The organism is Enterobacter sp. MGH 37 (genome assembly GCF_000534515.1).
Lineage (GTDB): Bacteria > Pseudomonadota > Gammaproteobacteria > Enterobacterales > Enterobacteriaceae > Enterobacter > Enterobacter kobei.
In genome coordinates this window covers 1,009,557-1,034,763 of record NZ_KI973206.1, presented here as the reverse complement: position 1 = coordinate 1,034,763, position 25,207 = coordinate 1,009,557, and the positions used below count along the sequence as shown (strand labels likewise).

The window sequence follows — 25,207 nt, the reverse complement described above, 5'->3', positions numbered from 1 at the left end:
ATTACTCTCCTTGTGGCGCGCTTTCAGGCGCTGGCGCTGGTGCCGCTCCGCCTGTTTGCTCTGCCGGAACGCCCGGCTGTGCCAGCAGGTTACGCACGCGCGTCTGCATCAGTTTCTCCAGAATCGGCTGGCTGGCCAGCTTATCCGGTACGGTCATCGTGATGTTCTGCTGGCTCAGCTTGTCGATGTCTTCGAGGAAAGCTGTGGTCGTCGCGTCATCGGTATTGTAATACGCACGCACCCACGTCGAGACGTTATCCAGCGCCTGTTTGTAGGTCTCTTCCTGATGACGCGGCACAGCCTGAGCCGCCACCAGCAGGCGGGAACGGATGTTTTCGCGCAGATAGATATCCTGATTCGGCGCTAACAGCGGTACAGCGGTTTCATCGCGGCGACGGATGGTGATAAAGCTGTCCATAAAGTTCTGCCAGCTTTTCTGCAGGTTAATGCGCCATTCGCTCAGAGAGCTGGAAAGCTCGGTACCGTCGGAATCCATGGGGGAGTCGTCGTCGTTGTTATCCGCCAGCTGCAGGTTATCAATCTGATTCGAAAGCTGGTTCACCTTGAGGATAATGCCGTCGTAATCCACCTGCGAAACGGCGGAAAGACTCGCGATATCTTCGGTGATCGCGCGACGTGCGGTAATGAGGCTGGGATCGTTCATGTCTGCCAGGCTTGCATCGGCGCTTTTCAGCAGTGCGGCGGCGGTGGTAACGTCCTGGTCGCTCCAGAGCTTACGCCCGGCGAGTTTTACGAGGAAATCGGCCTGAGAGAGCAGCCAGGTTTTGGCATCGGTACCGGAAATCGTGGCGACTTTCTGCTGTACTTCGTCCAGTTGTTTGGTCAGCTCTTGCTGTTTGTTGTTTGCCTCGGCCAGCGCGGCAGCCTGCTGCTTAATCACCGCTTCCAGCTCGGTTTTCTGCGTTTCCTGCGCTTTTTGCAGGGAGGTAAGCTGATTGACCAGCGTATCGCTGGTGGCCGTCTGGTTAGCGCCCTGTTGCTTCACAAGGCCGTACAGGCCAACACCTGCCGCCAGTGCAATGGCGATGGCAATTGCGCTCAGCGCGAGGCTGGTTTTGTTGCTGCCGTTTTTCTTCTCAGCGGTTTTCTCAGTCGTCTCTGGCTGTGGCGTGGTGTCCACAGTCTCCCTGGTCTCTTCAACCACGGCGGAGGATTTTTCGTGTTCCGTCATTATGGCTTCCCATTTGAGAGTTATTGTAATGCGCGCAGCAGCGCATCGTTGTCGGCGTTATCAGCGATCCGAATATCCTGCCAGCCCAGTTCCCGGGCGAGGTTCGCCAGACGCTCACTGACGACCAGAAGCCGACAGCGGAGTAACCAGTTTTCGCGATACCAATGCGGTATCAGCGACCAAAGCTGTTGTAACATTTCACCGCTGGTGACCACCAGCGTATTAATGCCGCGCGCGTGCCAGCGCATCGCTTCTTCCGCGCCATCGTAGTGCTTTGCGCAACGCTGATAGCACTCAACGAACGTCACGTCGGCACCCCGTTCACGCAGCGTTTCGCCCAGCAGCTCGCGGCCACCATTGCCGCGCAAAATGAGCGCGCGCTTTCCGGCAATAGTTTGTAATTCAGGTAATTGTAGCAAGACTTCGCTAATTTCCCGATCTAACGGGTAGCGAACATCAGCACCGCTTACGGTATGCAGCGCCAGCGCCGTTGAGCGACCAATGGCGAAATAGCGTGGGGCGGTTGTCCAGGACAGACTCTGCTGTTGCAGCTGGGCGTTGGCGAATTCCACGGCATGTTGCGACAACGCAAACAGCAGATCGCCTTCCTGCAGGGTATTCATCCGATCGGCGAGCGCAGAGAGCTCGCGACCGGGGGAGAATTCAATCAGCGGAAAACTCCAGGCCACCTGCCCCAGTGTGCGCAGACGGCTCACTAACTGCTCTCCTGCGGGAGAAGGGCGGGTGACAAGAATACTCATGCAGGGGGTTCTCCGTTATAGACCTCAGCCAGGATTTCACGCGCGCCGTTATTCAGCAGCTCTTCCGCCAGCGACACGCCAAGCTGTTCGGCATCTTGCGGATTGCCACGACGTTCGCCGCGTACCATCTGTGAACCGTCCGGGGCACCCACCAGCGCGCGCAGCCAGAGTTTCCCTTCGGTTAATTCAGCATAGCTGCCAATCGGCACCTGGCATCCGCCTTCGAGGCGGGTATTCATCGCCCGCTCGGCTTTTACGCGGATAGCGGTCTCGTCATGGTTCAGCGGCGCGAGCAGTTCGCGGGTACGCACATCGTCCAGACGGCACTCGATGCCGACGGCACCCTGGCCCACGGCCGGCAGCGACAGTTCTGGTGGTAGCGCCACGCGAATGCGTTCCTCCAGCCCCAGACGCTTCAGTCCAGCGACGGCAAGAATAATGGCATCGTATTCACCGTTATCCAGTTTGCCCAGGCGTGTGCCGACGTTGCCGCGCAGCGAGCGGATGATCAGGTCAGGGCGACGCTCCGCCAGCTGACACTGACGGCGTAAACTGGAGGTGCCAACTACGCTACCTTCGGGCAACGCATCAAGCGAGTCATAGCGGTTAGAGACAAACGCATCACGCGGATCTTCGCGCTCGCAGATGGTCACCAGCCCCAGCCCTTCCGGGAACTCGACGGGCACATCTTTCATGGAGTGCACGGCGATATCGGCGCGGTTCTCAAGCAATGCCAGTTCCAGTTCTTTGACAAACAGGCCCTTGCCGCCCACCTTCGCCAGTGGCGTATCCAGGATCACGTCACCGCGCGTGACCATCGGCACCAGCTCGACGCGCAATCCATTGTGGCAGGCTTCAAGGCGCTGCTTAACATAATGTGCCTGCCAGAGCGCGAGAGGGCTTTGGCGTGTGGCAATTCTCAAAACATTGTCTAACATGCTTGTTACCGTCATTATCAATCGCTAACCATCCTAACATTGTTGACTCTGGGATGGCAGTTTTACGGTTGATGAAGCGCGAGAGGGACACGGTGGCGTATTGGCCAGCCATAGCCGTATTCAGGAATTTACACGTACAGAACGGTGCTACACTTGTATGTAGCGCATCTTTCTTTACGGTCAACCGGCAAGGTGTTAAATTGATCACGTTTTAGACCATTTTTTCGTCGGTACCACCATAATGATAAGGGCGAAAAAAGGGTAACGGTTATCTTTTTGAAATACTGCGGGCTCGCGGTTATTCGTGTTTTGAATGGCTTACGACACCCGGAAACATCAGGCGATACGTCTTGTACCTCTATATTGAGACTCTGAAACAGAGACTGGATGCCATAAATCAATTGCGCGTGGATCGCGCGCTTGCTGCCATGGGCCCTGCTTTCCAGCAGGTATACAGTCTGCTGCCGACATTATTGCACTATCACCATCCGCTGATGCCTGGGTACCTTGACGGTAACGTTCCCAGAGGCATATGTCTTTTCACGCCTGATGAAACCCAACAGCATTATCTGAACGAGCTGGAACTCTACCGCGGCATGCCGCCGCAGGAATCACCGACAGGTGAATTGCCGATTACCGGCGTTTACACGATGGGGAGTACCTCATCGGTAGGGCAAAGCTGTTCTTCAGACCTGGATATCTGGGTCTGCCATCAATCCTGGCTCGATAACGAAGAGCGGCAGCTGCTGCAGCGTAAATGCAGCCTGCTGGAGAGCTGGGCCGCGTCGCTTGGCGTGGAAGTGAGCTTCTTCCTGATTGATGAAAACCGTTTCCGCCATAACGAAAGCGGCAGTCTGGGTGGTGAAGACTGCGGCTCGACTCAGCACATCTTATTGCTGGATGAATTTTATCGTACTGCTGTGCGTCTGGCCGGGAAGCGTATTCTGTGGAATATGGTGCCGTGCGATGAAGAAGAGAATTATGACGACTACGTCATGTCGCTTTATTCGCAGGGCGTTCTGACGCCAAACGAGTGGCTGGATCTGGGCGGCCTTAGCTCCCTGTCCGCAGAAGAGTACTTCGGCGCTAGCCTCTGGCAGCTCTATAAGAGCATTGATTCACCGTACAAAGCGGTGTTGAAAACGCTGTTGCTTGAAGCCTACTCCTGGGAATACCCCACGCCGCGTCTGCTGGCGAAAGATATCAAGCAGCGCCTGCACGATGGTGAGATTGTCTCCTACGGGCTTGATGCCTACTGCATGATGCTGGAACGCGTTACCGAATACCTGAAAGCCATTGATGACTCCACGCGTCTTGACCTGGTGCGTCGATGTTTTTATCTCAAAGTTTGTGAAAAACTGAGCCGCGAGCGCGCCTGTGTGGGCTGGCGTCGTGAAGTGGTCAGCCAGTTAGTGAAAGAGTGGGGATGGGACGAAGCGCGTCTGTCCATGCTCGACAACCGTGCTAACTGGAAAATCGATCAGGTGCGTGAAGCGCATAACGAACTGCTCGATGCGATGATGCAAAGCTACCGTAACCTGATCCGCTTTGCGCGCCGCAACAACCTTAGCGTCTCCGCCAGCCCGCAGGACATTGGCGTACTGACCCGTAAGCTCTATGCCGCGTTTGAAGCGCTGCCGGGCAAAGTCACCCTGGTGAACCCGCAGATTTCGCCTGACCTGTCAGAACCGAACCTGACCTTTATCTATGTACCGCCGGGCCGCGCAAACCGCACCGGGTGGTATCTGTACAACCGTGCGCCTAGCATGGACTCGATCGTCAGCCATCAGCCGTTGGAATATAACCGCTACCTGAACAAACTGGTGGCCTGGGCGTGGTTTAACGGTCTGCTGACTTCACGTACCCGCCTGTTTATCAAGGGCAACGAGGTCGTCGATTTAGCCAAGCTGCAGGAGATGGTGGCGGATGTTTCGCACCACTTCCCACTGCGTCTGCCTGCGCCAACGCCGAAAGCGCTCTACAGCCCCTGTGAAATTCGCCATCTGGCGATTATCGTCAACCTGGAATACGACCCGACGGCAGCTTTCCGTAATCAGGTAGTCCATTTTGACTTCCGCAAACTGGACGTCTTCAGCTTTGGCGAACAGCAAAACTGTCTGGTGGGCAGCGTGGATCTGCTGTACCGCAACTCGTGGAATGAAGTGCGTACTCTGCATTTCAACGGCGAGCAGGCGATGATCGAAGCGCTGAAAACTATTCTGGGCAAAATGCACCAGGACGCCGCGCCGCCGGACAGCGTCGAAGTGTTCTGCTACAGCCAGCACCTGCGCGGCTTAATTCGTACCCGCGTGCAGCAACTGGTCTCCGAGTGCATCGAGCTGCGTCTCTCCAGTACCCGTCAGGAAACCGGGCGTTTTAAAGCGCTGCGCGTCTCCGGCCAGACCTGGGGGCTGTTCTTCGAACGTCTGAATGTATCGGTACAGAAGCTGGAAAACGCCATTGAGTTTTACGGGGCGATTTCACATAACAAGCTGCATGGACTGTCGGTCCAGGTGGAAACCAACCACGTCAAACTGCCACAGGTGGTGGACGGCTTTGCGAGTGAAGGGATTATTCAGTTCTTCTTCGAAGAGTCGGGCGACGATGCCGGGTTTAACATTTACATTCTGGATGAGACCAACCGCGCCGAGGTGTATCATCATTGTGAAGGTAGCAAAGAGGAGCTGGTGCGCGACGTCAGCCGTTTCTACTCTTCTTCACATGATCGCTTCACCTATGGCTCCAGCTTTATCAACTTCAACCTGCCGCAGTTCTATCAGATTGTGAACGTTGATGGGCGAGCGCAGGTGATCCCGTTCCGTACGCAGGCAATTACCCCTGCGGTGCCAGCAAACCAGGATACCGCACCGCTGTTGCAGCAGTATTTCTCCTGATTTCGTGATCCCGGTGGCGGCTACGCCTTACCGGGCCTACAACAGCCCGAACCCGTAGGCCGGGTAAGCGTAAGCGCCACCCGGCAACAAAACTACCTGAAACTGACGGTCTCACCCGCCTGCGCCGTCGCTGCCTGCTCCAGCAAATCCCAGAACGTTTCGCCGCTGCGGTCGCAAATCCATTCCCCGTCTTTCAGATCGAAATGATATCCGCCCTGTTTTGCGGCCAGCCAGACCTGGTGAAGCGGTTCCTGGCGGTTAATAATAATTTTGCTGCCGTTTTCGAAGCTCAGGGTCAGAATGCCGCCGTTGATTTCACAATCGATATCGCTGTCGCCGTCCCAGTCGTCGAGACGTTCTTCGATGGTCATCCACAGGGTGTCTGCAAGGCGATGGAATTCACTGTCGTTCATGGTTTTGTTCCTGTTTTTCGTGATGCCGGCAGTATAACGCTAAATAATTCACGTTGCAGGAAAGCGGCAAACTCTTGCTTTTGTGTCTTCTCCTGCGATGATAGAAACAGATTTGAACTTACGGGCAACTTTATAATGAAAAACGCTTTCCGAACGCTTGCCGTTCTCATCACCCTGTTTAGCCTGACGGGCTGCGGACTGAAGGGACCACTCTACTTCCCACCTGCGGATAAAACCGCGCCGCCGCCGACGAAACCCGTCCAAAGCGGCATTGAGTCTACCACGCCAAATACTAACGATCGTGGCGACAACGGTGGCCCGACTCAGGTTAATCTCTGACGAAAACGTTCTGTACCCGCGCAATGGAGCAAATGATGCAGTTCTCTAAAATGCATGGCCTTGGCAACGATTTTATGGTCGTCGACGCGGTAACGCAGAATGTGTTTTTCTCACCGGAACTTATCCGTCGCCTGGCGGATCGGCATCTGGGCGTGGGGTTTGATCAACTGCTGGTGGTTGAGCCGCCATACGATCCCGACCTCGATTTCCACTACCGTATTTTTAACGCGGACGGCAGCGAGGTTAACCAGTGCGGCAACGGTGCGCGCTGTTTTGCCCGCTTTGTCCGCCTGAAAGGGCTGACCAACAAGCGCGATATTCGCGTCAGTACGGCCAACGGCCGCATGGTGCTCAGCGTCACCGATGACGAACTGGTGCGCGTGAACATGGGCGAGCCTAACTTCGAACCCTCTGCCGTGCCGTTTCGCGCAAATAAAGCGGAAAAGACCTATATTATGCGTGCGGCCGAGCAGACAGTATTGTGCGGCGTCGTCTCGATGGGTAATCCGCACTGCGTGATTCAGGTGGATGATGTGGAAACCGCCGCGGTTGAAACGCTCGGTCCGGTGCTGGAAGGCCACGAGCGTTTTCCGGAGCGGGCGAACATCGGTTTCATGCAGGTGGTGAAGCGTGAGCACATCCGCCTGCGGGTTTACGAGCGCGGCGCGGGCGAAACCCAGGCCTGCGGTAGCGGTGCGTGTGCGGCCGTGGCGGTCGGCATCTCACAGGGGCTACTCGCCGAAGAGGTTCGCGTCGAGTTACCGGGCGGTCGGCTTGATATCGCCTGGAAAGGACCGGGTCATCCACTGTATATGACTGGCCCGGCGGCACATGTCTATGACGGGTTTATCCATCTATGAAACAACCAGGGGAAGAACTGCAGGAAACAGTGACGGAACTGGACGACAGAGCTGTTGTGGATTATCTGCTGCGCAATCCTGAGTTTTTTATTCGCAATGCACGCGTCGTCGAAGAGATGCGCGTGCCGCATCCGGTTCGCGGGACCGTGTCGCTGGTCGAATGGCACATGGCGCGCTCGCGCAACCACATCAATCAGCTTGAAGAGAACATGACGCTGCTGATGGAGCAGGCCAGCACCAACGAAAGCCTGTTCTATCGTTTGCTGCATCTGCAGGCGCGTCTGGCCTCGGCGCACAGCCTTGATGAGTTCCTTAGCCGCTTCCACCGCTGGGCGCGTGAGCTTGGGCTGGCGGGTGCAACGATTCGTCTTTTCCCTGACCGCTGGCGCATTGGCGCACCGTCCGGGTTTACCCATCTGGCGCTCAGTCGTCAGGCGTTTGAACCGCTGCGCATTCAGCGTCTGGGCCATGCGCATCACTATCTGGGGCCGCTGAACGGGCCTGAACTGCTGGTGGTATTACCGGAAGCGAAGGCGATTGGCTCGGTGGCGATGTCGCTGATGGGACGCGATGGCGATCTGGGCGTCATGTTATTTACCAGCCGCGACGCGCACCACTACGAGCAAGGCCAGGCCACGCACCTGCTGCAGGAGATCGCCCTGATGCTGCCCGAACTGCTGGAGCGCTGGATTGAACGCGTATGACGGACGGACCGCTTTCCACTGACGTCGCGCGCTTTCTGCGCTATCTGGGGGTGGAACGTCAGCTCAGCCCCATTACGCTGCTTAACTACCAGCGTCAGCTTGATGCCATCATGCAGATTGCCGACGAGATCGGCCTGAAAAGCTGGCAACAATGTGACGCTGCCACGGTACGCGGGTTCGTTGTGCGTAGCCGTAAAAAAAACCTCAGCCCGGCGAGCCTGGCCCTCAGGCTCTCCGCGCTACGCAGTTTCTTTGACTGGCTGGTCAGCCAGGGCGGCATAAAAGCCAACCCGGCAAAAGGGATCGCCACGCCGAAAGCCCCGCGCCATCTGCCGAAAAATATCGACGTCGACGACGTAAACCGTCTGCTGGATATTGATCTGAACGATCCGTTGGCGGTGCGTGACCGCGCGATGCTGGAAGTGATGTACGGCGCAGGCCTGCGTCTGTCTGAACTGGTGAACCTCGATTTAAAACACCTCGACCTGGACACCGGCGAAGTGTGGGTGATGGGCAAGGGCAGCAAAGAGCGCCGCCTGCCCATTGGCCGCAATGCCGTCGCCTGGATTGAGCACTGGCTTGACCTGCGCGGGCTGTTTGGCGCGGAAGAAGATGCGCTGTTTTTATCGAAACTCGGCAAGCGGATCTCGGCGCGTAACGTACAGAAGCGCTTTGCGGAGTGGGGTATTAAGCAGGGGCTGAACAGTCATGTTCACCCGCATAAGCTGCGACACTCCTTTGCGACACACATGCTTGAGTCGAGCGGCGATCTGCGCGGCGTGCAGGAGCTCCTCGGCCATGCGAATCTGTCGACCACTCAAATCTACACCCACTTAGACTTCCAACACCTTGCCTCGGTGTATGACGCGGCGCATCCACGCGCCAAACGGGGGAAATAATGCGTTTTTACCGCCCACTCGGCCAGATCTCAGCCCTGACGTTTGACCTTGATGACACCCTTTATGACAACCGCGAGGTGATTCTGCGTACCGAGCAGGAATCGCTGGCGTTTGTACAGAATTACCATCCGGCGCTGAAAGCGATGCAGAACAAGGACTTCCAGACGCTGCGTCAGTCCCTGCGGGAGACCGAGCCGGACATTTACCATGATGTGACCGAATGGCGTCGCCGCGCGGTGGAGCAAGCGATGCTCAACGCGGGTCTGAGCGTGCAGGACGCGGCCATCGGTGCTGAGGCAGCGATGGAAAACTTTGCCAAATGGCGCAGCCGTATCGACGTGCCGCAGGAGACCCACGACACGCTGGCGAAGCTCGCCGAAAAGTGGCCGCTGGTGGCCATCACAAACGGCAATGCGCAGCCGGAGCTGTTTGGTCTCGATCATTACTTTGAGTTTGTGCTGCGCGCGGGCCCGCATGGGCGCGCCAAGCCATTCAGCGATATGTACCATCTGGCGGCGGAAAAACTAACTCTGCCGCTGGGTAACATTCTGCATGTGGGTGATGACCTCACCACCGATGTGGCTGGCGCTATCCGCTGCGGCATGCAGGCCTGCTGGATCAAGCCAGAGAACGCCGACCTGATGACCACGCTGGATAGCCGTCTTCTGCCGCACGTGGAAATTTCACGGTTGGCATCCCTCACGACGCTGATATAATCACCAGTAATATTGTATAAATTACCAGGGTTTTGCAGTTGTAGGCCCGGTAAGCGAAGCGCCACCGGGCGTTTTGCTCTGTTCCTGAATACTATGTGACGGTGCCAATGGACGTTTCTTACCTGCTCGACAGCCTTAATGACAAACAGCGTGAAGCCGTAGCGGCCTCGCGCACCAACATGCTGGTGCTGGCTGGGGCGGGCAGTGGTAAGACGCGCGTGCTGGTTCACCGTATCGCGTGGCTGCAGAGCGTGGAAAACTGCTCGCCGTACTCAATCATGGCCGTCACGTTTACCAATAAGGCGGCGGCGGAGATGCGTCACCGTATCGCCCAGTTAATGGGTACCAGCCAGGGCGGCATGTGGGTTGGCACCTTCCACGGCCTGGCGCACCGCCTGCTGCGCGCGCATCATATGGACGCCAACCTGCCGCAGGATTTTCAGATCCTCGACAGCGAAGACCAGCTCCGTCTGCTGAAGCGTCTGATCAAGGCGATGAACCTTGACGAGAAACAGTGGCCGCCGCGTCAGGCGATGTGGTACATCAACGGTCAGAAAGACGAAGGGTTGCGCCCGCACCATATTCAGAGCTTCGGCAACCCGGTGGAGCAGACCTGGCAAAACGTCTACAAAGCCTACCAGGAAGCGTGCGATCGCGCCGGTCTGGTGGATTTCGCCGAGCTGCTGCTGCGCGCCCACGAACTGTGGCTCAACAAACCACATATCCTTCAGCACTACCGTGAACGCTTTACCAATATCCTGGTGGACGAATTCCAGGATACCAACAACATCCAGTACGCATGGATCCGCCTGCTGGCGGGCGATACCGGTAAGGTGATGATCGTGGGGGATGATGACCAGTCGATCTACGGCTGGCGCGGGGCGCAGGTGGAAAACATCCAGCGCTTCCTCAATGACTTCCCCGGCGCACAAACCATCCGTCTGGAGCAGAACTATCGCTCCACCAGCAACATTCTGAGCGCAGCCAACGCCCTGATTGAAAACAACAACGGGCGTCTGGGTAAAAAGCTGTGGACCGACGGCGTCGACGGCGAGCCGATTTCAATTTACTGCGCCTTCAACGAACTCGACGAAGCCCGCTTCGTGGTGAACCGTATTAAAACCTGGCAGGATAACGGCGGCGCGTTAGAGCAGTGCGCCATTCTCTACCGCAGTAACGCCCAGTCACGCGTGCTGGAAGAGGCGCTGCTGCAGGTAGGTATGCCGTACCGCATTTATGGCGGTATGCGCTTCTTCGAACGTCAGGAAATCAAAGATGCGCTCTCGTATCTGCGTCTGATTGCGAACCGTAATGATGACGCGGCGTTTGAGCGCGTGGTCAACACCCCAACCCGTGGCATTGGCGACCGCACGCTGGACGTGGTGCGTCAGGCGTCGCGCGACCGCCAGCTGACGCTGTGGCAGGCGTGCCGCGAGCTGCTGCAGGAGAAAGCCCTTGCCGGTCGTGCGGCAAGCGCATTGCAGCGCTTCCTTGAGCTGATTGACGCTCTGGCGCAGGAAACCGCCGATATGCCGCTGCACGTGCAGACTGACCGGGTAATCAAAGACTCCGGCCTGCGCACCATGTACGAGCAGGAAAAAGGCGAGAAGGGTCAGACCCGTATTGAGAACTTAGAGGAACTGGTCACGGCAACGCGCCAGTTCAGCTACAACGAAGAAGACGAAGACCTGATGCCGCTGCAGGCGTTCCTTTCCCACGCCGCGCTGGAGGCGGGTGAAGGGCAGGCGGACACCTGGCAGGATGCGGTGCAACTGATGACACTGCACTCCGCCAAAGGTCTGGAGTTCCCGCAGGTCTTTATCGTCGGGATGGAAGAGGGGATGTTCCCGAGCCAGATGTCGCTCGATGAAGGCGGACGGCTGGAAGAGGAGCGTCGACTGGCCTATGTGGGCGTGACGCGCGCGATGCAAAAGCTGACGCTAACCTATGCGGAAACCCGCCGCCTGTACGGGAAAGAGGTCTACCACCGTCCGTCGCGCTTTATCGGCGAACTGCCGGAGGAGTGCGTGGAGGAAGTGCGCCTGCGTGCCAGCATCAGCCGCCCGGTCAGCCATCCGCGTATGGGGTCACCGATCTCTGAAACGGACACCGGGTACAAGCTGGGCCAGCGCGTGCGCCATTCGAAGTTTGGCGAAGGCACCATTGTGAACCTGGAAGGCAGCGGCGAGCACAGCCGCCTGCAGGTGGCGTTCCAGGGGCAGGGGATCAAATGGCTGGTGGCCGCTTACGCTAAGCTGGAAACAGTGTAACATTCAGAAAAATATCACTATTTTGTAATAATCTGCTAGCCTTATACGTTGAAGGTCAATTAATGCCCTTCAGCGTTCCGTTGCGTGTTGACGCCACAGTTATAGCTGGCGTAACATGCGCGCACGATTACGCTAAGAGGACATTCGCCTTGGACACACCCAGTAGATACTGGCTCAATTCCCTGTCATCCAGGAACAACTCCTAAGGCTATCTCCCCTTGCTGATGGCCTTAGTGGTTGTCAGCGACTGCATTATTCCCGTCGCGCTGAGTCAGGCTGTTTAATGGTCTGAAACCCAATTTGTTTCTGTGTGCCCACCGAACTGTCCGATATTTTTTGCATTGGGAGTCCCGGTCATGTTGAGCGCATTTCAACTCGAAAATAACCGACTGACTCGGCTTGAAGCCGAAGAGTCACAGCCCCTCATTGATGCCGTATGGGTGGATCTGGTCGAGCCGGACGACGATGAGCGCCTTCGCGTACAATCTGAGCTGGGGCAAAGCCTGGCAACCCGTCCTGAACTGGAAGACATCGAAGCATCTGCGCGTTTTTTTGAAGATGAAGACGGCCTGCACATTCACTCCTTCTTCTTCTTTGAAGATGCGGAAGACCATGCGGGCAACTCCACCGTGGCCTTTACCATTCGCGACGGTCGCCTGTTTACCCTGCGCGAGCGTGAACTGCCCGCGTTTCGTCTCTACCGCATGCGCGCCCGCAGCCAGGCAATGGTGGACGGCAACGCTTACGAACTGCTGCTCGACCTGTTTGAGACCAAAATCGAACAGCTGGCGGATGAGATTGAAAACATCTACAGCGATCTGGAAAAGCTGAGCCGCGTGATCATGGAAGGCCATCAGGGCGATGAATACGACGAAGCGCTCTCCACGCTGGCCGAGCTGGAAGATATCGGCTGGAAGGTGCGTTTGTGTCTGATGGATACCCAGCGCGCGCTGAACTTCCTCGTGCGCAAGGCGCGTCTGCCGGGCGGTCAGCTGGAGCAGGCGCGTGAGATCCTGCGCGATATCGAATCCCTGCTGCCGCACAACGAATCCCTGTTCCAGAAGGTGAACTTCCTGATGCAGGCGGCGATGGGCTTTATTAACATCGAGCAGAACCGCATCATCAAGATCTTTTCGGTGGTATCCGTGGTGTTCCTGCCGCCGACGCTGGTGGCCTCCAGCTATGGGATGAACTTCGAGTTTATGCCGGAGCTGAAGTGGAGCTTTGGTTACCCGGGGGCGATTATCTTTATGATCCTCGCCGGGCTGGCGCCGTATCTGTACTTTAAGCGTCGTAACTGGCTTTGAGAATCCGCCCGGTGGCGCTACGCTTACCGGGCCTACTGAATGTGTAGGCCGGATAAGGCGCAGCCGCCATCCGGCAAAAAGGCACTACAGCCCTTTGCGCACTCTGCGCTGGGTGTAAATCGCATCGGCGACAAAAATCGCCAGCGCTATCCAGATAAAGGCGAACGTCACCATCTTATCTGCACCCGGCACTTCGCCGTAAAACACCACCGCCAGCAGAAACATCAGCGTCGGGCCGATGTACTGGAAGAAGCCCAGCGTGGAGAGACGCAGACGCGTTGCCGCACCGGTGAAGCACAGCAGAGGAATAGTGGTCACCACGCCTGCCGCCATCAGCATCAGATTCAGCGACCACGGGTTGCTGCCCATATGACTGGTGGCGCTGTCGGCGATACCGAAGAGGTAGATCGCCGCCACCGGCAGCAGCCACAGGGTTTCAAACAGCATCCCCGTTTGGGCTTCCACCGCAATCTTCTTACGTACCAGACCGTAGAACGCAAAGCTGAAAGCCAGGCCGAGGGCAATAATCGGCAGCGAGCCGAACGTCCAGAGCTGTACCAGCACGCCGCAGAAGGCCAGAAACACCGCCAGCCACTGCATACGGCGGAAACGTTCGCCGAGGAAAAGCATCCCCAGTACGATGTTCACCAGCGGGTTAATAAAGTAGCCAAGACTGGCTTCGAGCATGTGGTGGTTATTCACCGCCCAGATAAACAGCAGCCAGTTTCCGCCAATGAGCACCGCCGAAAGCGCCAGCAGAAAAACTTTCTTAGGCGTTTTGAGCAGCGTTTTGACGCCGGACCACTGACGGCTGAGGCTCATTAGCGCAATCATAAAGAAAAAGGACCAGATGACGCGGTGAGTGAGGATCTCGTCGGCCGGTACATAAGCGATAAACTTGAAGTACGCCGGTGCAATACCCCAAATAAAATAAGCGGCAAGGGCGAGTAAAACGCCCTGCCGCGTCTGTTTAGCATCCATCGGAAAAATCCGTTACAAAAAAGTGAATTAATTTTACCCGATTTTGCCGCTTCAACCCACCATATAAGTGGCGGTTGCGCTGGCGATATAAACCTGTTCTTCGTTGTGTAATTCTACGCGCGCCACCGCCACTTTATTTCCCGCACGCAGCAGGCTGCTGGTGCAGGTAAAGCGATTGCCGCGTCCGGGGCGAAGATAATCGACGCGTAAATCAATGGTGCCCATGCGTGCCAGACGCTGACGGAGTTCGTCTTCATTGATGGTGTCATGACGCGTCAGCGTACTGCCCACGCAGACCAGACCAGCCGCCACGTCCAGCGCGGAAGCAATCACCCCGCCGTGCAAAATACTTTGCGCCCAGTTGCCCACCATCATCGGCTGGTTGTTGAAGCTCAACTGGGCAAACTCTTTCTCGTAACGCTCCAGCTCCAGACCCAGCGCACGGTTAAATGGCATATGGTAAACAAAAATCTCGCCCACGAGCTTTAACACTTCTTCAGAGGTAAGCATGGCTGACATGAGGTTTCACATCCCTATTGTTAATGAAATGTTGATTTTATGCCTCAACAATACGGATTTCCACTTTCAGAAACGAGGAGGCGGAAGTTGGCGCAGAAGTCTGTAGAATGCCCGGATAAAATTATTCATTACACGTCACTATTTCAGGAGAACACCACCGATGCGGACGTATCTGGGTTGGTTACTGGCGGCGGTTGCGCTGCCCCTCACAGCATATGCGCAGGAAGCGACAGTTAAAGAAGTGCACGATGCGCCATCCGTACACGGTAGCATCATTGCTAACATGCTTCAGGAGCATGACAATCCGTTCACGCTTTACCCGTATGACACCAACTACGTGATTTACACCCAGACCAGCGATCTGAACAAAGAAGCGATAAGCTCCTATAACTGGTCTGATAATGCGCGTAAAGATGAGGTGAAGTTCCAGTTGAGCCTCGCCTTCCCGTTCTGGCGCGGTATTCTGGGGCCGAACTCGGTACTCGGTGCCTCTTACACGCAGAAATCCTGGTGGCAGCTTTCCAACAGCGGCGAATCTTCGCCGTTCCGTGAAACCAACTATGAGCCGCAGCTGTTCCTTGGCTTTGCAACGGATTATGAATTTGCCGGATGGACGTTGCGTGACGTCGAAGTCGGCTTTAATCACGATTCTAACGGCCGTTCCGACCCCACGTCTCGTAGCTGGAACCGTGCCTATACGCGCCTGATGGCGCAGAACGGCAACTGGATGGTGGAAGTGAAGCCGTGGTATGTGGTGGGGAGCACCGACGATAACCCGGATATCACCAAATATATGGGGTACTACCAGCTCAAGGTCGGCTACCAGTTAGGCGATGCCGTGCTGAGCGCGAAAGGCCAGTACAACTGGAATACCGGCTACGGTGGTGCGGAAGTGGGCCTGAGCTATCCGGTAACGAAGCACGTGCGCCTCTATACGCAGGTGTACAGCGGTTACGGCGAGTCGCTGATCGACTATAACTTCAACCAGACCCGCGTGGGTGTGGGCGTAATGCTGAACGATATTCTCTAAGCTGCTCGAATGTTTTTGCGTTAAACGTTGAAGTTTCTCTCTCAGGCGCTGAAAATAGCGCCTGTTTCATTTCTGGCATATGGGGTTAACGTGGCGCAGGCGGAAGTATTGAATCAGGAGTCGCTGGCTAAACAGGTTTTGCATGAAACCTTTGGCTACCAGCAGTTCCGCCCTGGCCAGGAAACCATCATTGAAACCGTGCTGGAAGGCCGTGATTGTCTGGTCGTTATGCCGACCGGCGGCGGGAAATCACTCTGTTATCAGGTGCCCGCGCTGGTGCTTAACGGCCTGACGGTCGTGGTATCGCCCCTTATTTCTCTGATGAAAGACCAGGTTGATCAACTGCTCGCCAACGGCGTGGCGGCGGCCTGTCTTAATTCCACGCAAACCCGGGAGCAGCAGCAAGAGGTGATGGCCGGGTGTCGCACCGGGCAGGTTCGTCTGCTGTATATCGCGCCGGAACGCCTGATGCTGGATAACTTCCTCGACCATCTCGCACACTGGAACCCGGTCCTGCTGGCGGTGGATGAAGCGCACTGTATCTCGCAGTGGGGGCACGATTTCCGCCCGGAATATGCCGCCCTCGGCCAGCTCCGTCAGCGCTTCCCGGAACTGCCGTTTATGGCGCTTACCGCCACGGCAGATGATACGACGCGTCTGGATATCGTTCGCCTGCTGGGGCTGAATGATCCCTATATTCAGGTCAGCAGCTTCGACCGCCCTAACATCCGCTACATGCTGATGGAAAAATTCAAGCCGCTGGATCAGCTCCTGCGCTATGTCCAGGAACAGCGCGGCAAGTCGGGCATTATCTACTGCAACAGTCGGGCGAAGGTGGAAGACACCGCCGCGCGTCTGCAAAACCGTGGCTTTAGCGCCGCGGCGTATCATGCCGGACTGGAGAACCACATCCGCGCGGATGTGCAGGAGAAATTCCAGCGTGACGACCTGCAGATTGTGGTCGCGACGGTGGCGTTTGGAATGGGGATTAACAAGCCTAACGTGCGTTTTGTGGTGCATTTTGACATCCCGCGTAATATCGAATCCTACTATCAGGAAACCGGCCGCGCCGGGCGTGATGGTCTGCCTGCGGAAGCGATGCTGTTTTACGATCCAGCCGATATGGCGTGGCTGCGCCGCTGTCTGGAAGAGAAACCGCAGGGACAGCTGCAGGATATCGAACGCCATAAGCTCAACGCGATGGGGGCGTTTGCCGAAGCGCAAACCTGCCGCCGTCTGGTGCTGCTCAACTATTTTGGTGAAGGGCGACAGGAGCCGTGCGGCAACTGCGATATCTGCCTGGATCCGCCGAAGCAGTACGATGGCCTGATGGACGCGCGTAAGGCGCTTTCGACCATTTACCGTGTGAATCAACGCTTCGGGATGGGTTACGTGGTGGAAGTGTTGCGCGGCGCCAATAACCAGCGTATCCGCGACATGGGCCACGACAAACTGCCGGTCTACGGGATCGGTAAAGATCAGAGCCACGAGCACTGGGTTAGCATTATTCGTCAGCTGATTCACCTCGGATTTGCCACGCAGAACATCGCTCAGCACTCGGCGCTACAGCTGACCGAAGCCGCGCGTCCGGTGTTGCGCGGTGACGTTGAACTGAAGCTCGCCGTACCGCGCGTGGTCGCCCTCAAACCACGCGTGATGCAGAAATCCTACGGCGGTAACTATGACCGCAAGCTGTTTGCCAAACTGCGTAAGCTGCGTAAAGCCATTGCTGATGAAGAGAACATCCCGCCTTACGTGGTGTTCAACGACGCGACGCTGATTGAGATGGCGGAACAGATGCCGCTCAGCGCCAGCGAAATGCTCAGCGTTAACGGTGTAGGGACGCGCAAGCTGGAGCGCTTCGGTAAAGAGTTTATGGCGCTTATCCGTTCTCACGTTGACGGAGATGATGAGGAGTAGTCAGCCGGCCAAAAAAGTGCCAGTATGATGACTCACTGAATTATTTCCCTGCGAGCCAATTATGTTAATGCTATTTCTCACCGTGGCGTTAGTGCACATCGTTGCGCTGATGAGCCCAGGCCCTGACTTTTTCTTCGTATCGCAAACAGCGGTCAGTCGTTCCCGTAAAGAGGCGATGATGGGCGTGCTCGGTATTACCATGGGCGTCATGGTCTGGGCGGCCGTTGCGCTGCTCGGTCTGAACCTGATCCTGGCGAAGATGGCCTGGCTGCATAACATCATTATGGTTGGCGGTGGCCTGTACCTGTGCTGGATGGGCTACCAGATGCTGCGCGGGGCGCTGAAAAAAGAAGATAAAAAGCCGCAAGAGCCTAAGGTGGAGCTGGCAACGGGTGGACGGAGCTTTGTAAAAGGGCTGCTGACCAACCTGGCGAATCCGAAAGCGATTATCTATTTCGGCTCGGTGTTCTCGCTGTTTGTGGGCGACAGCGTTGGCGTGGGCGCACGTTGGGGCATTTTCCTGCTTATCGTCGTGGAGACCTTCGCGTGGTTCACTATCGTGGCAAGCCTGTTTGCCTTACCGGCGATGCGCCGTGGCTACCAGCGTATCGCGAAGTGGATCGATGGCTTCGCCGGCGCGCTGTTCGCCGGCTTCGGCATTCATCTCATCATTTCTCGCTAAGCATGACGCGCTGACGCAAGCAGCGCGCCAACCAGCATAAACAGCGAGCCAAACACTTTGTTCAGGGCCTTCATCTGCTTAGGCCCTTTTATCCATCCGGCAATCCGCTGTGCCAGCGTCGCGTAACCAATCATCACAATAATATCGACAATAATTGTGGTCGCACCCAGCACCACGTACTGCATCACCTGAGGCTGGTGCGGCACGATAAACTGTGGGAACAGCGCGGCGAGGAACACAATGCTTTTCGGGTTGGTTAGGTTGACGAATACTGCCCGCTTAAACAGATGACCACGGTTTTGCGTCTGCGCGAGCGTATTCAGGTTAATGGCGCCAGCCGCGCGCCATTGCTGAATACCCAGCCAGATAAGATATGCCGCACCGGCCCATTTCAGCACTTCAAACGCCAGCACCGAGCGGGAGAACAGCGTTCCCAGCCCAATCCCGACCAGGACGATGTGAATGCCCAGCCCGGTTTGCAAACCGGCAATCGACGCCGCCGCCCCGCGATAGCCGTGGTTGATGGAGGTAGTCATGGTGTTAATCGCACCCGAACCCGGTGAAAGGCTCAGGATGATGGATGTCAGCAGGTAGGCGAACCACCACTCGAAGGTCATTTGAAATTCCCGAATCGTCTGTTTTTATGCCACAATACGCTATTGATGAGTCATTTTGTGACCGGTTACGAAAAAAAACGATATTCCCTGGATTACGTGAGTGGAAACCCAATGTTTCAGCAGAAAAAGGACTGGGAAACACGAGAAAACGCATTTGCTGCTTTCTCTATGGGGCCGCTGACCGATTTCTGGCGGCAGCGTGAGGAAGATGAGTTTACGGGCGTCGGGGGCATCCCGGTACGCTTCGTTCGTTTCCGTGATGAGAAAAATGACCGGGTAATCGTGGTTTGCCCGGGGCGCATTGAAAGCTACGTTAAATACGCCGAACTGGCCTACGATCTGGTCCATATGGGGTTTGATGTGCTCATCATCGACCACCGTGGACAGGGGCTGTCCGGACGCATGCTACAGGACACGCACCGTGGACATGTCGATCGCTTCAGCGATTACGTCGACGATTTTGCCGCGTTCTGGCAGCAGGAAGTGCAGCCCGGCCCCTGGCGTAAGCGCTATATCCTTGCGCACTCCATGGGTGGCGCTATTTCGACGCTGTTTTTGCAGCGGTATCAACACCAGTGTGATGCCATTGCGCTAACCGCGCCGATGTACGGTATCGTCATACGTTTCCCCGACTGGATGGTGCGTCATCTTCTCGACTGGGCTGAGGGCCATCAGCGCATTCGTGAAGGCTATGCCATCGGGACCGGACGCTGGCGTGCGCTGCCGTTCGCCATCAACGTCTTAACCCACAGTCGGCAGCGTTATCGCCGCAACCTGCGCTTTTATGCCGATGAACCGCGCTTACGCGTCGGTGGCCCGACCTGGCACTGGGTGCGGGAGGGGATTCTGGCCGGTGAACAGGTGCTGGCGGGGGTAGGTGATGATGACACGCCAACACTCCTGATTCAGGCTGAAGAAGAGCGTGTGGTCGATAACCGCATGCATGACCGTTATTGTGAATTGCGCGCCGCCGCCGGTCACCCTTGTGAAGGGGGAAAACCGCTGGTCATCAACGGCGCTTACCATGAGATCCTTTTCGAAAAGGACGCTATGCGCTCAGTCGCGCTCAACGCCATTGTTGAATTTTTCAACAGGCATAACTGATTATTGTTTTCCACCAGAGGTTGAAATCCCTATGTACCAGGTTGTTGCATCTGATTTAGATGGCACGCTGCTTTCCCCTGACCACACCCTGTCGCCTTACGCGAAAGAGACCTTAAAGCTTCTGACTGCCCGTGGCGTGAACTTTGTGTTTGCCACCGGACGCCACCACGTAGACGTGGGGCAGATCCGCGATAATCTTGAGATCAAATCGTACATGATCACCTCCAACGGTGCGCGCGTGCATGATACTGACGGTAACCTGATCTTTACCCATAACCTGGATCGCGATATTGCCGCCGATCTCTTCGGCGTGGTGCATAACAACCCGGCTATCATCACCAACGTGTACCGCAACGACGACTGGTTCATGAACCGCCACCGCCCGGATGAAATGCGTTTCTTCAAGGAAGCGGTATTTAACTACTCCCTGTACGAGCCGGGCCTTCTTGAGCCGGAAGGTATCAGTAAGGTGTTCTTCACCTGCGATAGCCATGAAGAACTGCTCCCACTGGAACAGGCGATCAACGCCCGCTGGGGCGATCGCGTCAACGTGAGCTTCTCAACTCTGACCTGTCTGGAAGTGATGGCGGGGGGCGTCTCCAAAGGTCACGCGCTGGAAGCGGTCGCGAAACGTCTGGGTTTCGCGCTGAAAGACTGCATCGCTTTTGGTGATGGCATGAACGACGCTGAAATGCTCTCCATGGCAGGCAAGGGCTGCATCATGCAGAACGCGCATCAGCGTCTGAAAGATCTGCACCCGGAACTGGAAGTGATTGGTTCCAACGCTGATAACGCGGTACCGAAATACCTGCGCAAGCTGTTCCTTGAATAATCTTCATTTGGTTGTTTGTTGACCAGATGTCAACTGAAGAGTCCGCTACAATGCCTGTCCTTCTTTCTGAGAGACAAGCATTGTGGCGCTACTCATTATCACCACTATCCTGTGGGCCTTCTCCTTTAGCCTGATTGGCGAGTACCTTGCCGGTTCGGTCGACAGCTACTTCTCGGTGCTGATGCGCGTGGGACTGGCGGCGCTGGTATTCCTGCCGTTTCTGCGCACGCGTGGTCAATCGCTGAAAACGATTGTGCTGTACATGCTGGTGGGCGCGATGCAGTTGGGCATCATGTATCTGTTCAGCTTCCGGGCTTACGTCTATTTGTCCGTCTCTGAATTCCTGCTCTTTACCGTGTTGACGCCGCTCTATATTACGTTGATTTACGACCTGCTCAGCAGGCGTCGTCTGCGCTGGGGATACCTGCTGAGCGCGGCGCTGGCGGTGATTGGCGCGGCGATTATTCGCTATGACAAAGTCAGCGATCACTTCTGGACCGGGTTGATGTTCGTCCAGCTCGCCAACATCAGTTTCGCCATCGGCATGGTGGGCTACAAACGCCTGATGGAAACCCGCCCGATGCCGCAGCACAATGCATTTGCGTGGTTCTATATGGGCGCGGCGATTGTCGCGGTGTCGGCGTGGTTTCTGCTCGGTAACCCGCAAAAGCTGCCGACCACGTCGGTGCAGTGGGGCGTTCTGGTCTGGCTGGGCGTGGTGGCGTCAGGGCTGGGTTACTTCATGTGGAACTACGGCGCGACGCAGGTCGACGCCGGAACGCTCGGGATAATGAACAACGTGCACGTCCCGGCGGGGCTGCTGGTCAACCTCGCCATCTGGCAGCAGCAACCGCACTGGCCGAGTTTCCTTATTGGGGGAGCGGTGATCCTGGCTTCACTGTGGGTCCATCGCCGCTGGGTCGCTCCGCGCTCCGCACAAACGGAAGATGGTCGCACGCGTGGTTCCGCGCTGAGCGAATAAACGCTTCTGTCACCGGCTGACGCTGCTCGCCATCGCGCACGGCAGCGTACAGACGGCTCCACAGTCCTTCACCCAGGGTTTTGGTCACCACCAGGCCCTGGCGTTCAAAACTCTCCACCACCCAGTGCGGCAGCGCCGCGATGCCCATATTGGCGGCAACCATCTGAATCAACAGCAGGGTGTTATCCACGCTTTTCAGCTGCGGGCTAATGCCTGCCGGCTGCAGGAAATGACGCCAGATATCCAGGCGACTGCGCTGAACCGGATAAATCAGCAGCGTTTCTGTTGCCAGGTCTTCCGGCGTGATGCGCGTTTTAGCCGCCAGCGGATGATCCGGTGCCAGCACCAGGCGCACTTCAAAATCAAACATCGGCGAATAGTGCAGGCCGCTGCGCGGCAGAATGTCGGAGGTCATCACCAGATCCAACTCACCCTGCTGCAGCGAGGGTTGCGGGTCGAACGTCACACCGGATTTAAAATCCATCTCCACCTGCGGCCACTTCTGGCGGAAGTTCTCAAGCGCAGGGGTCAGCCATTGAATACAGCTGTGGCACTCAATGGCGATGCGCAGTTTTGTCTGCTGCGGCTCGTTACAGGACTGTAGCGCGCTGGCGATCTGCGGCAGGACTTGATTCGCCAGTTGAAGAAGAATTTCACCCTGCGGCGTAAAGCGCAGAGGTTGGCTCTTACGCACAAAAAGACGAAATCCGAGGCGTTGTTCCAGATCGCTGAACTGGTGAGAAAGGGCAGACTGGGTCTGGTGCAGCGTGGCCGCAGCCGCCGCGAGCGATCCGCAGTTCCGCAACGCTTGCAGCGTTTTCAGGTGTTTTATCTCGATCATGAAAGTCCTTCACTTCGCCATGAACATTTTGCGCTTGAGGAATATACAGTACCTGCCAATTATAGATGTGTAAACATCTGGACGTCTAAATAGCGAAATTCACAAGGGGCATAACATGACAATCCGCAATCACACTCTCGGTTTCCCTCGCGTTGGCCTGCGTCGCGAGCTGAAAAAAGCGCAAGAAAGCTACTGGGCGGGTAACGCTACCCGTGAAGAACTACTGACCGTGGGGCGCGAGCTGCGCGCCCGTCACTGGGATCAGCAAAAGCAGGCGGGCATTGACCTGCTGCCGGTGGGCGATTTCGCCTGGTACGACCATGTTCTGACGACCAGCCTGCTACTGGGCAACGTGCCGGCTCGTCATCAGAACAAAGATGGATCGGTAGATATCGATACCCTGTTCCGCATCGGCCGTGGTCGTGCGCCAACGGGTGAACCCGCGGCAGCGGCGGAAATGACCAAGTGGTTTAACACCAACTATCACTATATGGTGCCGGAGTTCGTAAAAGGTCAGCAGTTCAAACTGACCTGGACACAGCTTCTGGACGAAGTCGACGAAGCGCTGGCGCTGGGCCACCAGGTAAAACCGGTGCTGCTCGGACCGGTAACCTACCTGTGGCTGGGCAAAGTCAAAGGCGAGCTGTTTGACCGCCTCAGCCTGCTGAAGGACATTCTGCCCGTCTACAAACAGGTACTGATTGAGCTGGGTAAACGCGGCATTCAGTGGGTGCAAATCGACGAACCTGCTTTGGTGCTTGAGCTGCCCCAGGTTTGGCTCGATGCCTTCAAACCGGCGTATGACGCGCTTACCGGGCAGGTGAAGCTGTTGCTGACCACCTATTTCGAGGGCGTGACGCCTAACCTGAGCACGATTGCCGCGCTGCCGGTTCAGGGTCTGCATGTTGACCTGGTTCACGGCAAAGATGACGTGAAGGACCTGCACAAACGTCTGCCCGCAGACTGGCTGCTCTCAGCGGGGCTGGTAAACGGTCGTAACGTCTGGCGTGCCGATCTCACCGAAAAGTATGCTCAAATTAAAGACATTGTCGGTAAACGTGAGCTGTGGGTGGCCTCATCATGTTCACTGCTGCACAGCCCGATCGATCTGAGCGTGGAGACCCGTCTCGACCCGGAAGTGAAAAGCTGGTTTGCCTTCGCCCTGCAAAAATGTGAAGAACTGGCGCTGCTGCGCGACGCGCTGAACAGCGGTGACACGGCGGCGATTACCGAATGGAGCGCCCCGATTCAGGCGCGCCGTCATTCGGCACGCGTGCATAATCCGGCAGTGGAAAAACGTCTGGCGGCCATCACCGCTCAGGACAGCCAGCGCCAGAGTCCGTATGAAGTCCGTGCCGAAGCCCAGCGCGCCCGCTTCAACCTGCCCGCATGGCCAACCACGACGATCGGTTCATTTCCACAAACGACCGAGATCCGCGGCCTGCGTCTCGACTTCAAAAAGGGCAATCTGGATGCGAATCACTACCGTACCGGCATTGCTGAGCACATCAGGCAGGCGATCATCGAGCAGGAGCGTTTAGGTCTGGACGTGCTGGTGCACGGTGAAGCCGAGCGTAACGACATGGTGGAATATTTCGGTGAACACCTGGACGGCTTCGTGTTTACCCAGAATGGCTGGGTGCAGAGCTACGGTTCCCGCTGCGTGAAGCCACCGGTGGTGATCGGTGACGTCAGCCGCCCGGAAGCGATTACGGTGGCGTGGGCGAAGTATGCTCAGTCTCTGACCGACAAGCCGGTAAAAGGCATGCTGACCGGGCCGGTGACCATTCTGTGCTGGTCGTTCCCGCGTGAAGACGTGACCCGTGAAACCATTGCGAAGCAAATCGCGCTGGCGCTGCGTGATGAGGTGGCGGATCTGGAAGCCGCTGGCATTGGCATTATCCAGATTGACGAACCGGCGTTACGAGAAGGTTTGCCGCTGCGCCGCAGCGACTGGGATGAGTATCTGAAGTGGGGCGTGGAAGCCTTCCGCATCAATGCGTCGGTGGCGAAGGACGACACGCAGATCCACACTCATATGTGTTACTGCGAATTTAACGACATTATGGATTCCATTGCCGCGCTGGATGCCGACGTGATCACCATCGAGACCTCGCGTTCAGATATGGAGCTGCTCGAGTCGTTTGAAGAGTTCGACTATCCAAACGAAATCGGACCGGGGGTGTACGACATTCACTCCCCGAACGTGCCGAGCGTGGAGTGGATTGAAGCCCTGCTGAAAAAAGCCGCTCAGCGTATTCCGGCAGAGCGCCTGTGGGTGAACCCGGACTGCGGCCTGAAAACCCGCGGCTGGCCGGAAACCCGCGCAGCGCTCGCCAACATGGTGAAGGCAGCGCAGAATTTGCGTCAGGGGTAAGTCTGCGCATTTCCCGCCGCCTGATACTC

Annotated in this window: 24 protein-coding genes; 16 read left to right on the top strand and 8 right to left on the bottom strand. The window is 56.7% G+C overall.

The genetic code is table 11. The features are described from left to right. Window position 1 precedes the first annotated feature (1 nt). Genes hemX through hemC form a run of 3 tightly spaced genes read right to left on the bottom strand, consistent with a single transcriptional unit; the run spans window position 2 to window position 2,891 of the window. Complete coding sequence (hemX, locus tag L383_RS06305; protein WP_023331575.1) at window positions 2-1,192, bottom strand: uroporphyrinogen-III C-methyltransferase; 1,191 nt, start codon at window positions 1,190-1,192, stop codon at window positions 2-4. A 20-nt stretch (window positions 1,193-1,212) separates the two neighbouring features. Next, entirely contained in the window at window positions 1,213-1,953 is a 741-nt protein-coding gene (gene hemD, locus L383_RS06310; RefSeq protein WP_023331574.1) for a uroporphyrinogen-III synthase, read from the bottom strand. Next, on the bottom strand, window positions 1,950-2,891 hold the full coding sequence (gene hemC, locus L383_RS06315; protein WP_032629599.1) for a hydroxymethylbilane synthase: 942 nt from the start codon (window positions 2,889-2,891) through the stop codon (window positions 1,950-1,952). The genes hemD and hemC overlap by 4 nt, the downstream gene beginning before the upstream one ends. Before the next feature lie 350 nt (window positions 2,892-3,241). Here hemC and cyaA point away from each other — a divergent pair, with 350 nt between their 5' ends. Further along, window positions 3,242-5,785 carry a class I adenylate cyclase gene (gene cyaA, locus L383_RS06320; protein ID WP_023331572.1) on the top strand — a complete coding sequence of 848 codons (2,544 nt, stop codon included), beginning with the start codon at window positions 3,242-3,244 and terminating at the stop codon, window positions 5,783-5,785. Between the two features lie 92 nt (window positions 5,786-5,877). Here the strand turns inward: cyaA and cyaY are convergent, their stop codons facing one another. Then, window positions 5,878-6,198, bottom strand: coding sequence for an iron donor protein CyaY (cyaY, locus tag L383_RS06325; RefSeq protein ID WP_014885651.1), 321 nt, complete (start codon window positions 6,196-6,198; stop codon window positions 5,878-5,880). A gap of 135 nt (window positions 6,199-6,333) precedes the next feature. On the opposite strand from cyaY, the gene L383_RS0124250 reads away from it, so the two are divergent. From L383_RS0124250 to corA, 8 genes are all read left to right on the top strand, one after another. Further along, on the top strand, window positions 6,334-6,537 hold the full coding sequence (locus tag L383_RS0124250; protein WP_014885650.1) for an LPS translocon maturation chaperone LptM: 204 nt from the start codon (window positions 6,334-6,336) through the stop codon (window positions 6,535-6,537). A gap of 35 nt (window positions 6,538-6,572) precedes the next feature. Continuing rightward, on the top strand, window positions 6,573-7,397 hold the full coding sequence (gene dapF, locus L383_RS06330) for a diaminopimelate epimerase (protein ID WP_014885649.1): 825 nt from the start codon (window positions 6,573-6,575) through the stop codon (window positions 7,395-7,397). Then, window positions 7,394-8,101 carry a DUF484 domain-containing protein gene (locus L383_RS06335; protein ID WP_023331571.1) on the top strand — a complete coding sequence of 236 codons (708 nt, stop codon included), beginning with the start codon at window positions 7,394-7,396 and terminating at the stop codon, window positions 8,099-8,101. Before dapF ends, L383_RS06335 begins: the two co-directional genes overlap by 4 nt. Continuing rightward, window positions 8,098-9,000 carry a tyrosine recombinase XerC gene (gene xerC, locus L383_RS06340; RefSeq protein WP_014885647.1) on the top strand — a complete coding sequence of 301 codons (903 nt, stop codon included), beginning with the start codon at window positions 8,098-8,100 and terminating at the stop codon, window positions 8,998-9,000. Before L383_RS06335 ends, xerC begins: the two co-directional genes overlap by 4 nt. Next, the gene (gene yigB / locus L383_RS06345) at window positions 9,000-9,716 is read left to right on the top strand and encodes a 5-amino-6-(5-phospho-D-ribitylamino)uracil phosphatase YigB (protein WP_023331570.1); all 717 of its coding nucleotides are present in this window, start codon (window positions 9,000-9,002) and stop codon (window positions 9,714-9,716) included. Before xerC ends, yigB begins: the two co-directional genes overlap by 1 nt. A gap of 107 nt (window positions 9,717-9,823) precedes the next feature. Then, window positions 9,824-11,986, top strand: a complete 2,163-nt coding sequence (gene uvrD / locus L383_RS06350) for a DNA helicase II (RefSeq protein WP_014885645.1) — start codon at window positions 9,824-9,826, stop codon at window positions 11,984-11,986. 149 nt (window positions 11,987-12,135) lie between these two features. Further along, entirely contained in the window at window positions 12,136-12,192 is a 57-nt protein-coding gene (ysgD, locus tag L383_RS26210) for a YsgD/CorL family protein (RefSeq protein ID WP_212743980.1), read from the top strand. 150 nt (window positions 12,193-12,342) lie between these two features. Next, window positions 12,343-13,293, top strand: coding sequence for a magnesium/cobalt transporter CorA (corA, locus tag L383_RS06355; protein ID WP_008501540.1), 951 nt, complete (start codon window positions 12,343-12,345; stop codon window positions 13,291-13,293). An 84-nt stretch (window positions 13,294-13,377) separates the two neighbouring features. Here corA and rarD read toward each other — a convergent pair whose 3' ends face one another. Further along, window positions 13,378-14,274 carry an EamA family transporter RarD gene (gene rarD / locus L383_RS06360; RefSeq protein WP_023331569.1) on the bottom strand — a complete coding sequence of 299 codons (897 nt, stop codon included), beginning with the start codon at window positions 14,272-14,274 and terminating at the stop codon, window positions 13,378-13,380. Window positions 14,275-14,325: 51 nt separating this feature from the next. Beyond that, a complete protein-coding gene (yigI, locus tag L383_RS06365; protein ID WP_023331568.1) occupies window positions 14,326-14,793 on the bottom strand; it encodes an acyl-CoA thioesterase YigI in 468 nt (155 codons plus the stop codon). Between the two features lie 160 nt (window positions 14,794-14,953). Here yigI and pldA point away from each other — a divergent pair, with 160 nt between their 5' ends. From pldA to rhtC, 3 genes are all read left to right on the top strand, one after another. Further along, the gene (gene pldA / locus L383_RS06370) at window positions 14,954-15,823 is read left to right on the top strand and encodes a phospholipase A (RefSeq protein WP_014885642.1); all 870 of its coding nucleotides are present in this window, start codon (window positions 14,954-14,956) and stop codon (window positions 15,821-15,823) included. A gap of 90 nt (window positions 15,824-15,913) precedes the next feature. Further along, a complete protein-coding gene (recQ, locus tag L383_RS06375; protein ID WP_014885641.1) occupies window positions 15,914-17,743 on the top strand; it encodes an ATP-dependent DNA helicase RecQ in 1,830 nt (609 codons plus the stop codon). Between the two features lie 61 nt (window positions 17,744-17,804). Beyond that, the gene (gene rhtC, locus L383_RS06380; protein ID WP_023331566.1) at window positions 17,805-18,425 is read left to right on the top strand and encodes a threonine export protein RhtC; all 621 of its coding nucleotides are present in this window, start codon (window positions 17,805-17,807) and stop codon (window positions 18,423-18,425) included. Here rhtC and rhtB read toward each other — a convergent pair. Next, window positions 18,422-19,042 (bottom strand): homoserine/homoserine lactone efflux protein, encoded by a 621-nt coding sequence (rhtB, locus tag L383_RS06385; protein WP_014885639.1) that lies wholly within the window; start codon window positions 19,040-19,042, stop codon window positions 18,422-18,424. The genes rhtC and rhtB overlap by 4 nt on opposite strands. Window positions 19,043-19,153: 111 nt before the next feature. Between rhtB and pldB the strand changes: the two genes are divergently transcribed. From pldB to L383_RS06400, 3 genes are all read left to right on the top strand, one after another. Further along, a complete protein-coding gene (pldB, locus tag L383_RS06390) occupies window positions 19,154-20,146 on the top strand; it encodes a lysophospholipase L2 (RefSeq protein WP_032629594.1) in 993 nt (330 codons plus the stop codon). 31 nt (window positions 20,147-20,177) lie between these two features. Then, on the top strand, window positions 20,178-20,978 hold the full coding sequence (gene yigL / locus L383_RS06395) for a sugar/pyridoxal phosphate phosphatase YigL (protein WP_023331564.1): 801 nt from the start codon (window positions 20,178-20,180) through the stop codon (window positions 20,976-20,978). Window positions 20,979-21,060: 82 nt separating this feature from the next. After that, entirely contained in the window at window positions 21,061-21,960 is a 900-nt protein-coding gene (locus tag L383_RS06400; protein WP_014885636.1) for a carboxylate/amino acid/amine transporter, read from the top strand. On the opposite strand, the gene metR is transcribed toward L383_RS06400, so the two are convergent. Next, window positions 21,848-22,801, bottom strand: a complete 954-nt coding sequence (gene metR / locus L383_RS06405; protein ID WP_023331563.1) for an HTH-type transcriptional regulator MetR — start codon at window positions 22,799-22,801, stop codon at window positions 21,848-21,850. The genes L383_RS06400 and metR overlap by 113 nt on opposite strands. A gap of 115 nt (window positions 22,802-22,916) precedes the next feature. Between metR and metE the strand changes: the two genes are divergently transcribed. Further along, complete coding sequence (metE, locus tag L383_RS06410; protein WP_023331562.1) at window positions 22,917-25,178, top strand: 5-methyltetrahydropteroyltriglutamate--homocysteine S-methyltransferase; 2,262 nt, start codon at window positions 22,917-22,919, stop codon at window positions 25,176-25,178. Window positions 25,179-25,207 lie beyond the last annotated feature (29 nt).

Coding starts and splice junctions, on each gene's coding strand:
- dapF (WP_014885649.1), top strand. CDS start 6,573: ATGCAGTTCTCTAAAATGCATGGCCTTGGCAACGATTTTATGGTCGTC.
- L383_RS06335 (WP_023331571.1), top strand. CDS start 7,394: ATGAAACAACCAGGGGAAGAACTGCAGGAAACAGTGACGGAACTGGAC.
- xerC (WP_014885647.1), top strand. CDS start 8,098: ATGACGGACGGACCGCTTTCCACTGACGTCGCGCGCTTTCTGCGCTAT.
- rhtB (WP_014885639.1), bottom strand. CDS start 19,042: ATGACCTTCGAGTGGTGGTTCGCCTACCTGCTGACATCCATCATCCTG.
- hemD (WP_023331574.1), bottom strand. CDS start 1,953: ATGAGTATTCTTGTCACCCGCCCTTCTCCCGCAGGAGAGCAGTTAGTG.
- hemX (WP_023331575.1), bottom strand. CDS start 1,192: ATGACGGAACACGAAAAATCCTCCGCCGTGGTTGAAGAGACCAGGGAG.
- hemC (WP_032629599.1), bottom strand. CDS start 2,891: ATGTTAGACAATGTTTTGAGAATTGCCACACGCCAAAGCCCTCTCGCG.
- pldB (WP_032629594.1), top strand. CDS start 19,154: ATGTTTCAGCAGAAAAAGGACTGGGAAACACGAGAAAACGCATTTGCT.
- rhtC (WP_023331566.1), top strand. CDS start 17,805: ATGTTAATGCTATTTCTCACCGTGGCGTTAGTGCACATCGTTGCGCTG.
- L383_RS0124250 (WP_014885650.1), top strand. CDS start 6,334: ATGAAAAACGCTTTCCGAACGCTTGCCGTTCTCATCACCCTGTTTAGC.
- rarD (WP_023331569.1), bottom strand. CDS start 14,274: ATGGATGCTAAACAGACGCGGCAGGGCGTTTTACTCGCCCTTGCCGCT.
- cyaY (WP_014885651.1), bottom strand. CDS start 6,198: ATGAACGACAGTGAATTCCATCGCCTTGCAGACACCCTGTGGATGACC.
- metR (WP_023331563.1), bottom strand. CDS start 22,801: ATGATCGAGATAAAACACCTGAAAACGCTGCAAGCGTTGCGGAACTGC.
- yigB (WP_023331570.1), top strand. CDS start 9,000: ATGCGTTTTTACCGCCCACTCGGCCAGATCTCAGCCCTGACGTTTGAC.
- yigI (WP_023331568.1), bottom strand. CDS start 14,793: ATGTCAGCCATGCTTACCTCTGAAGAAGTGTTAAAGCTCGTGGGCGAG.
- corA (WP_008501540.1), top strand. CDS start 12,343: ATGTTGAGCGCATTTCAACTCGAAAATAACCGACTGACTCGGCTTGAA.
- yigL (WP_023331564.1), top strand. CDS start 20,178: ATGTACCAGGTTGTTGCATCTGATTTAGATGGCACGCTGCTTTCCCCT.
- uvrD (WP_014885645.1), top strand. CDS start 9,824: ATGGACGTTTCTTACCTGCTCGACAGCCTTAATGACAAACAGCGTGAA.
- pldA (WP_014885642.1), top strand. CDS start 14,954: ATGCGGACGTATCTGGGTTGGTTACTGGCGGCGGTTGCGCTGCCCCTC.
- metE (WP_023331562.1), top strand. CDS start 22,917: ATGACAATCCGCAATCACACTCTCGGTTTCCCTCGCGTTGGCCTGCGT.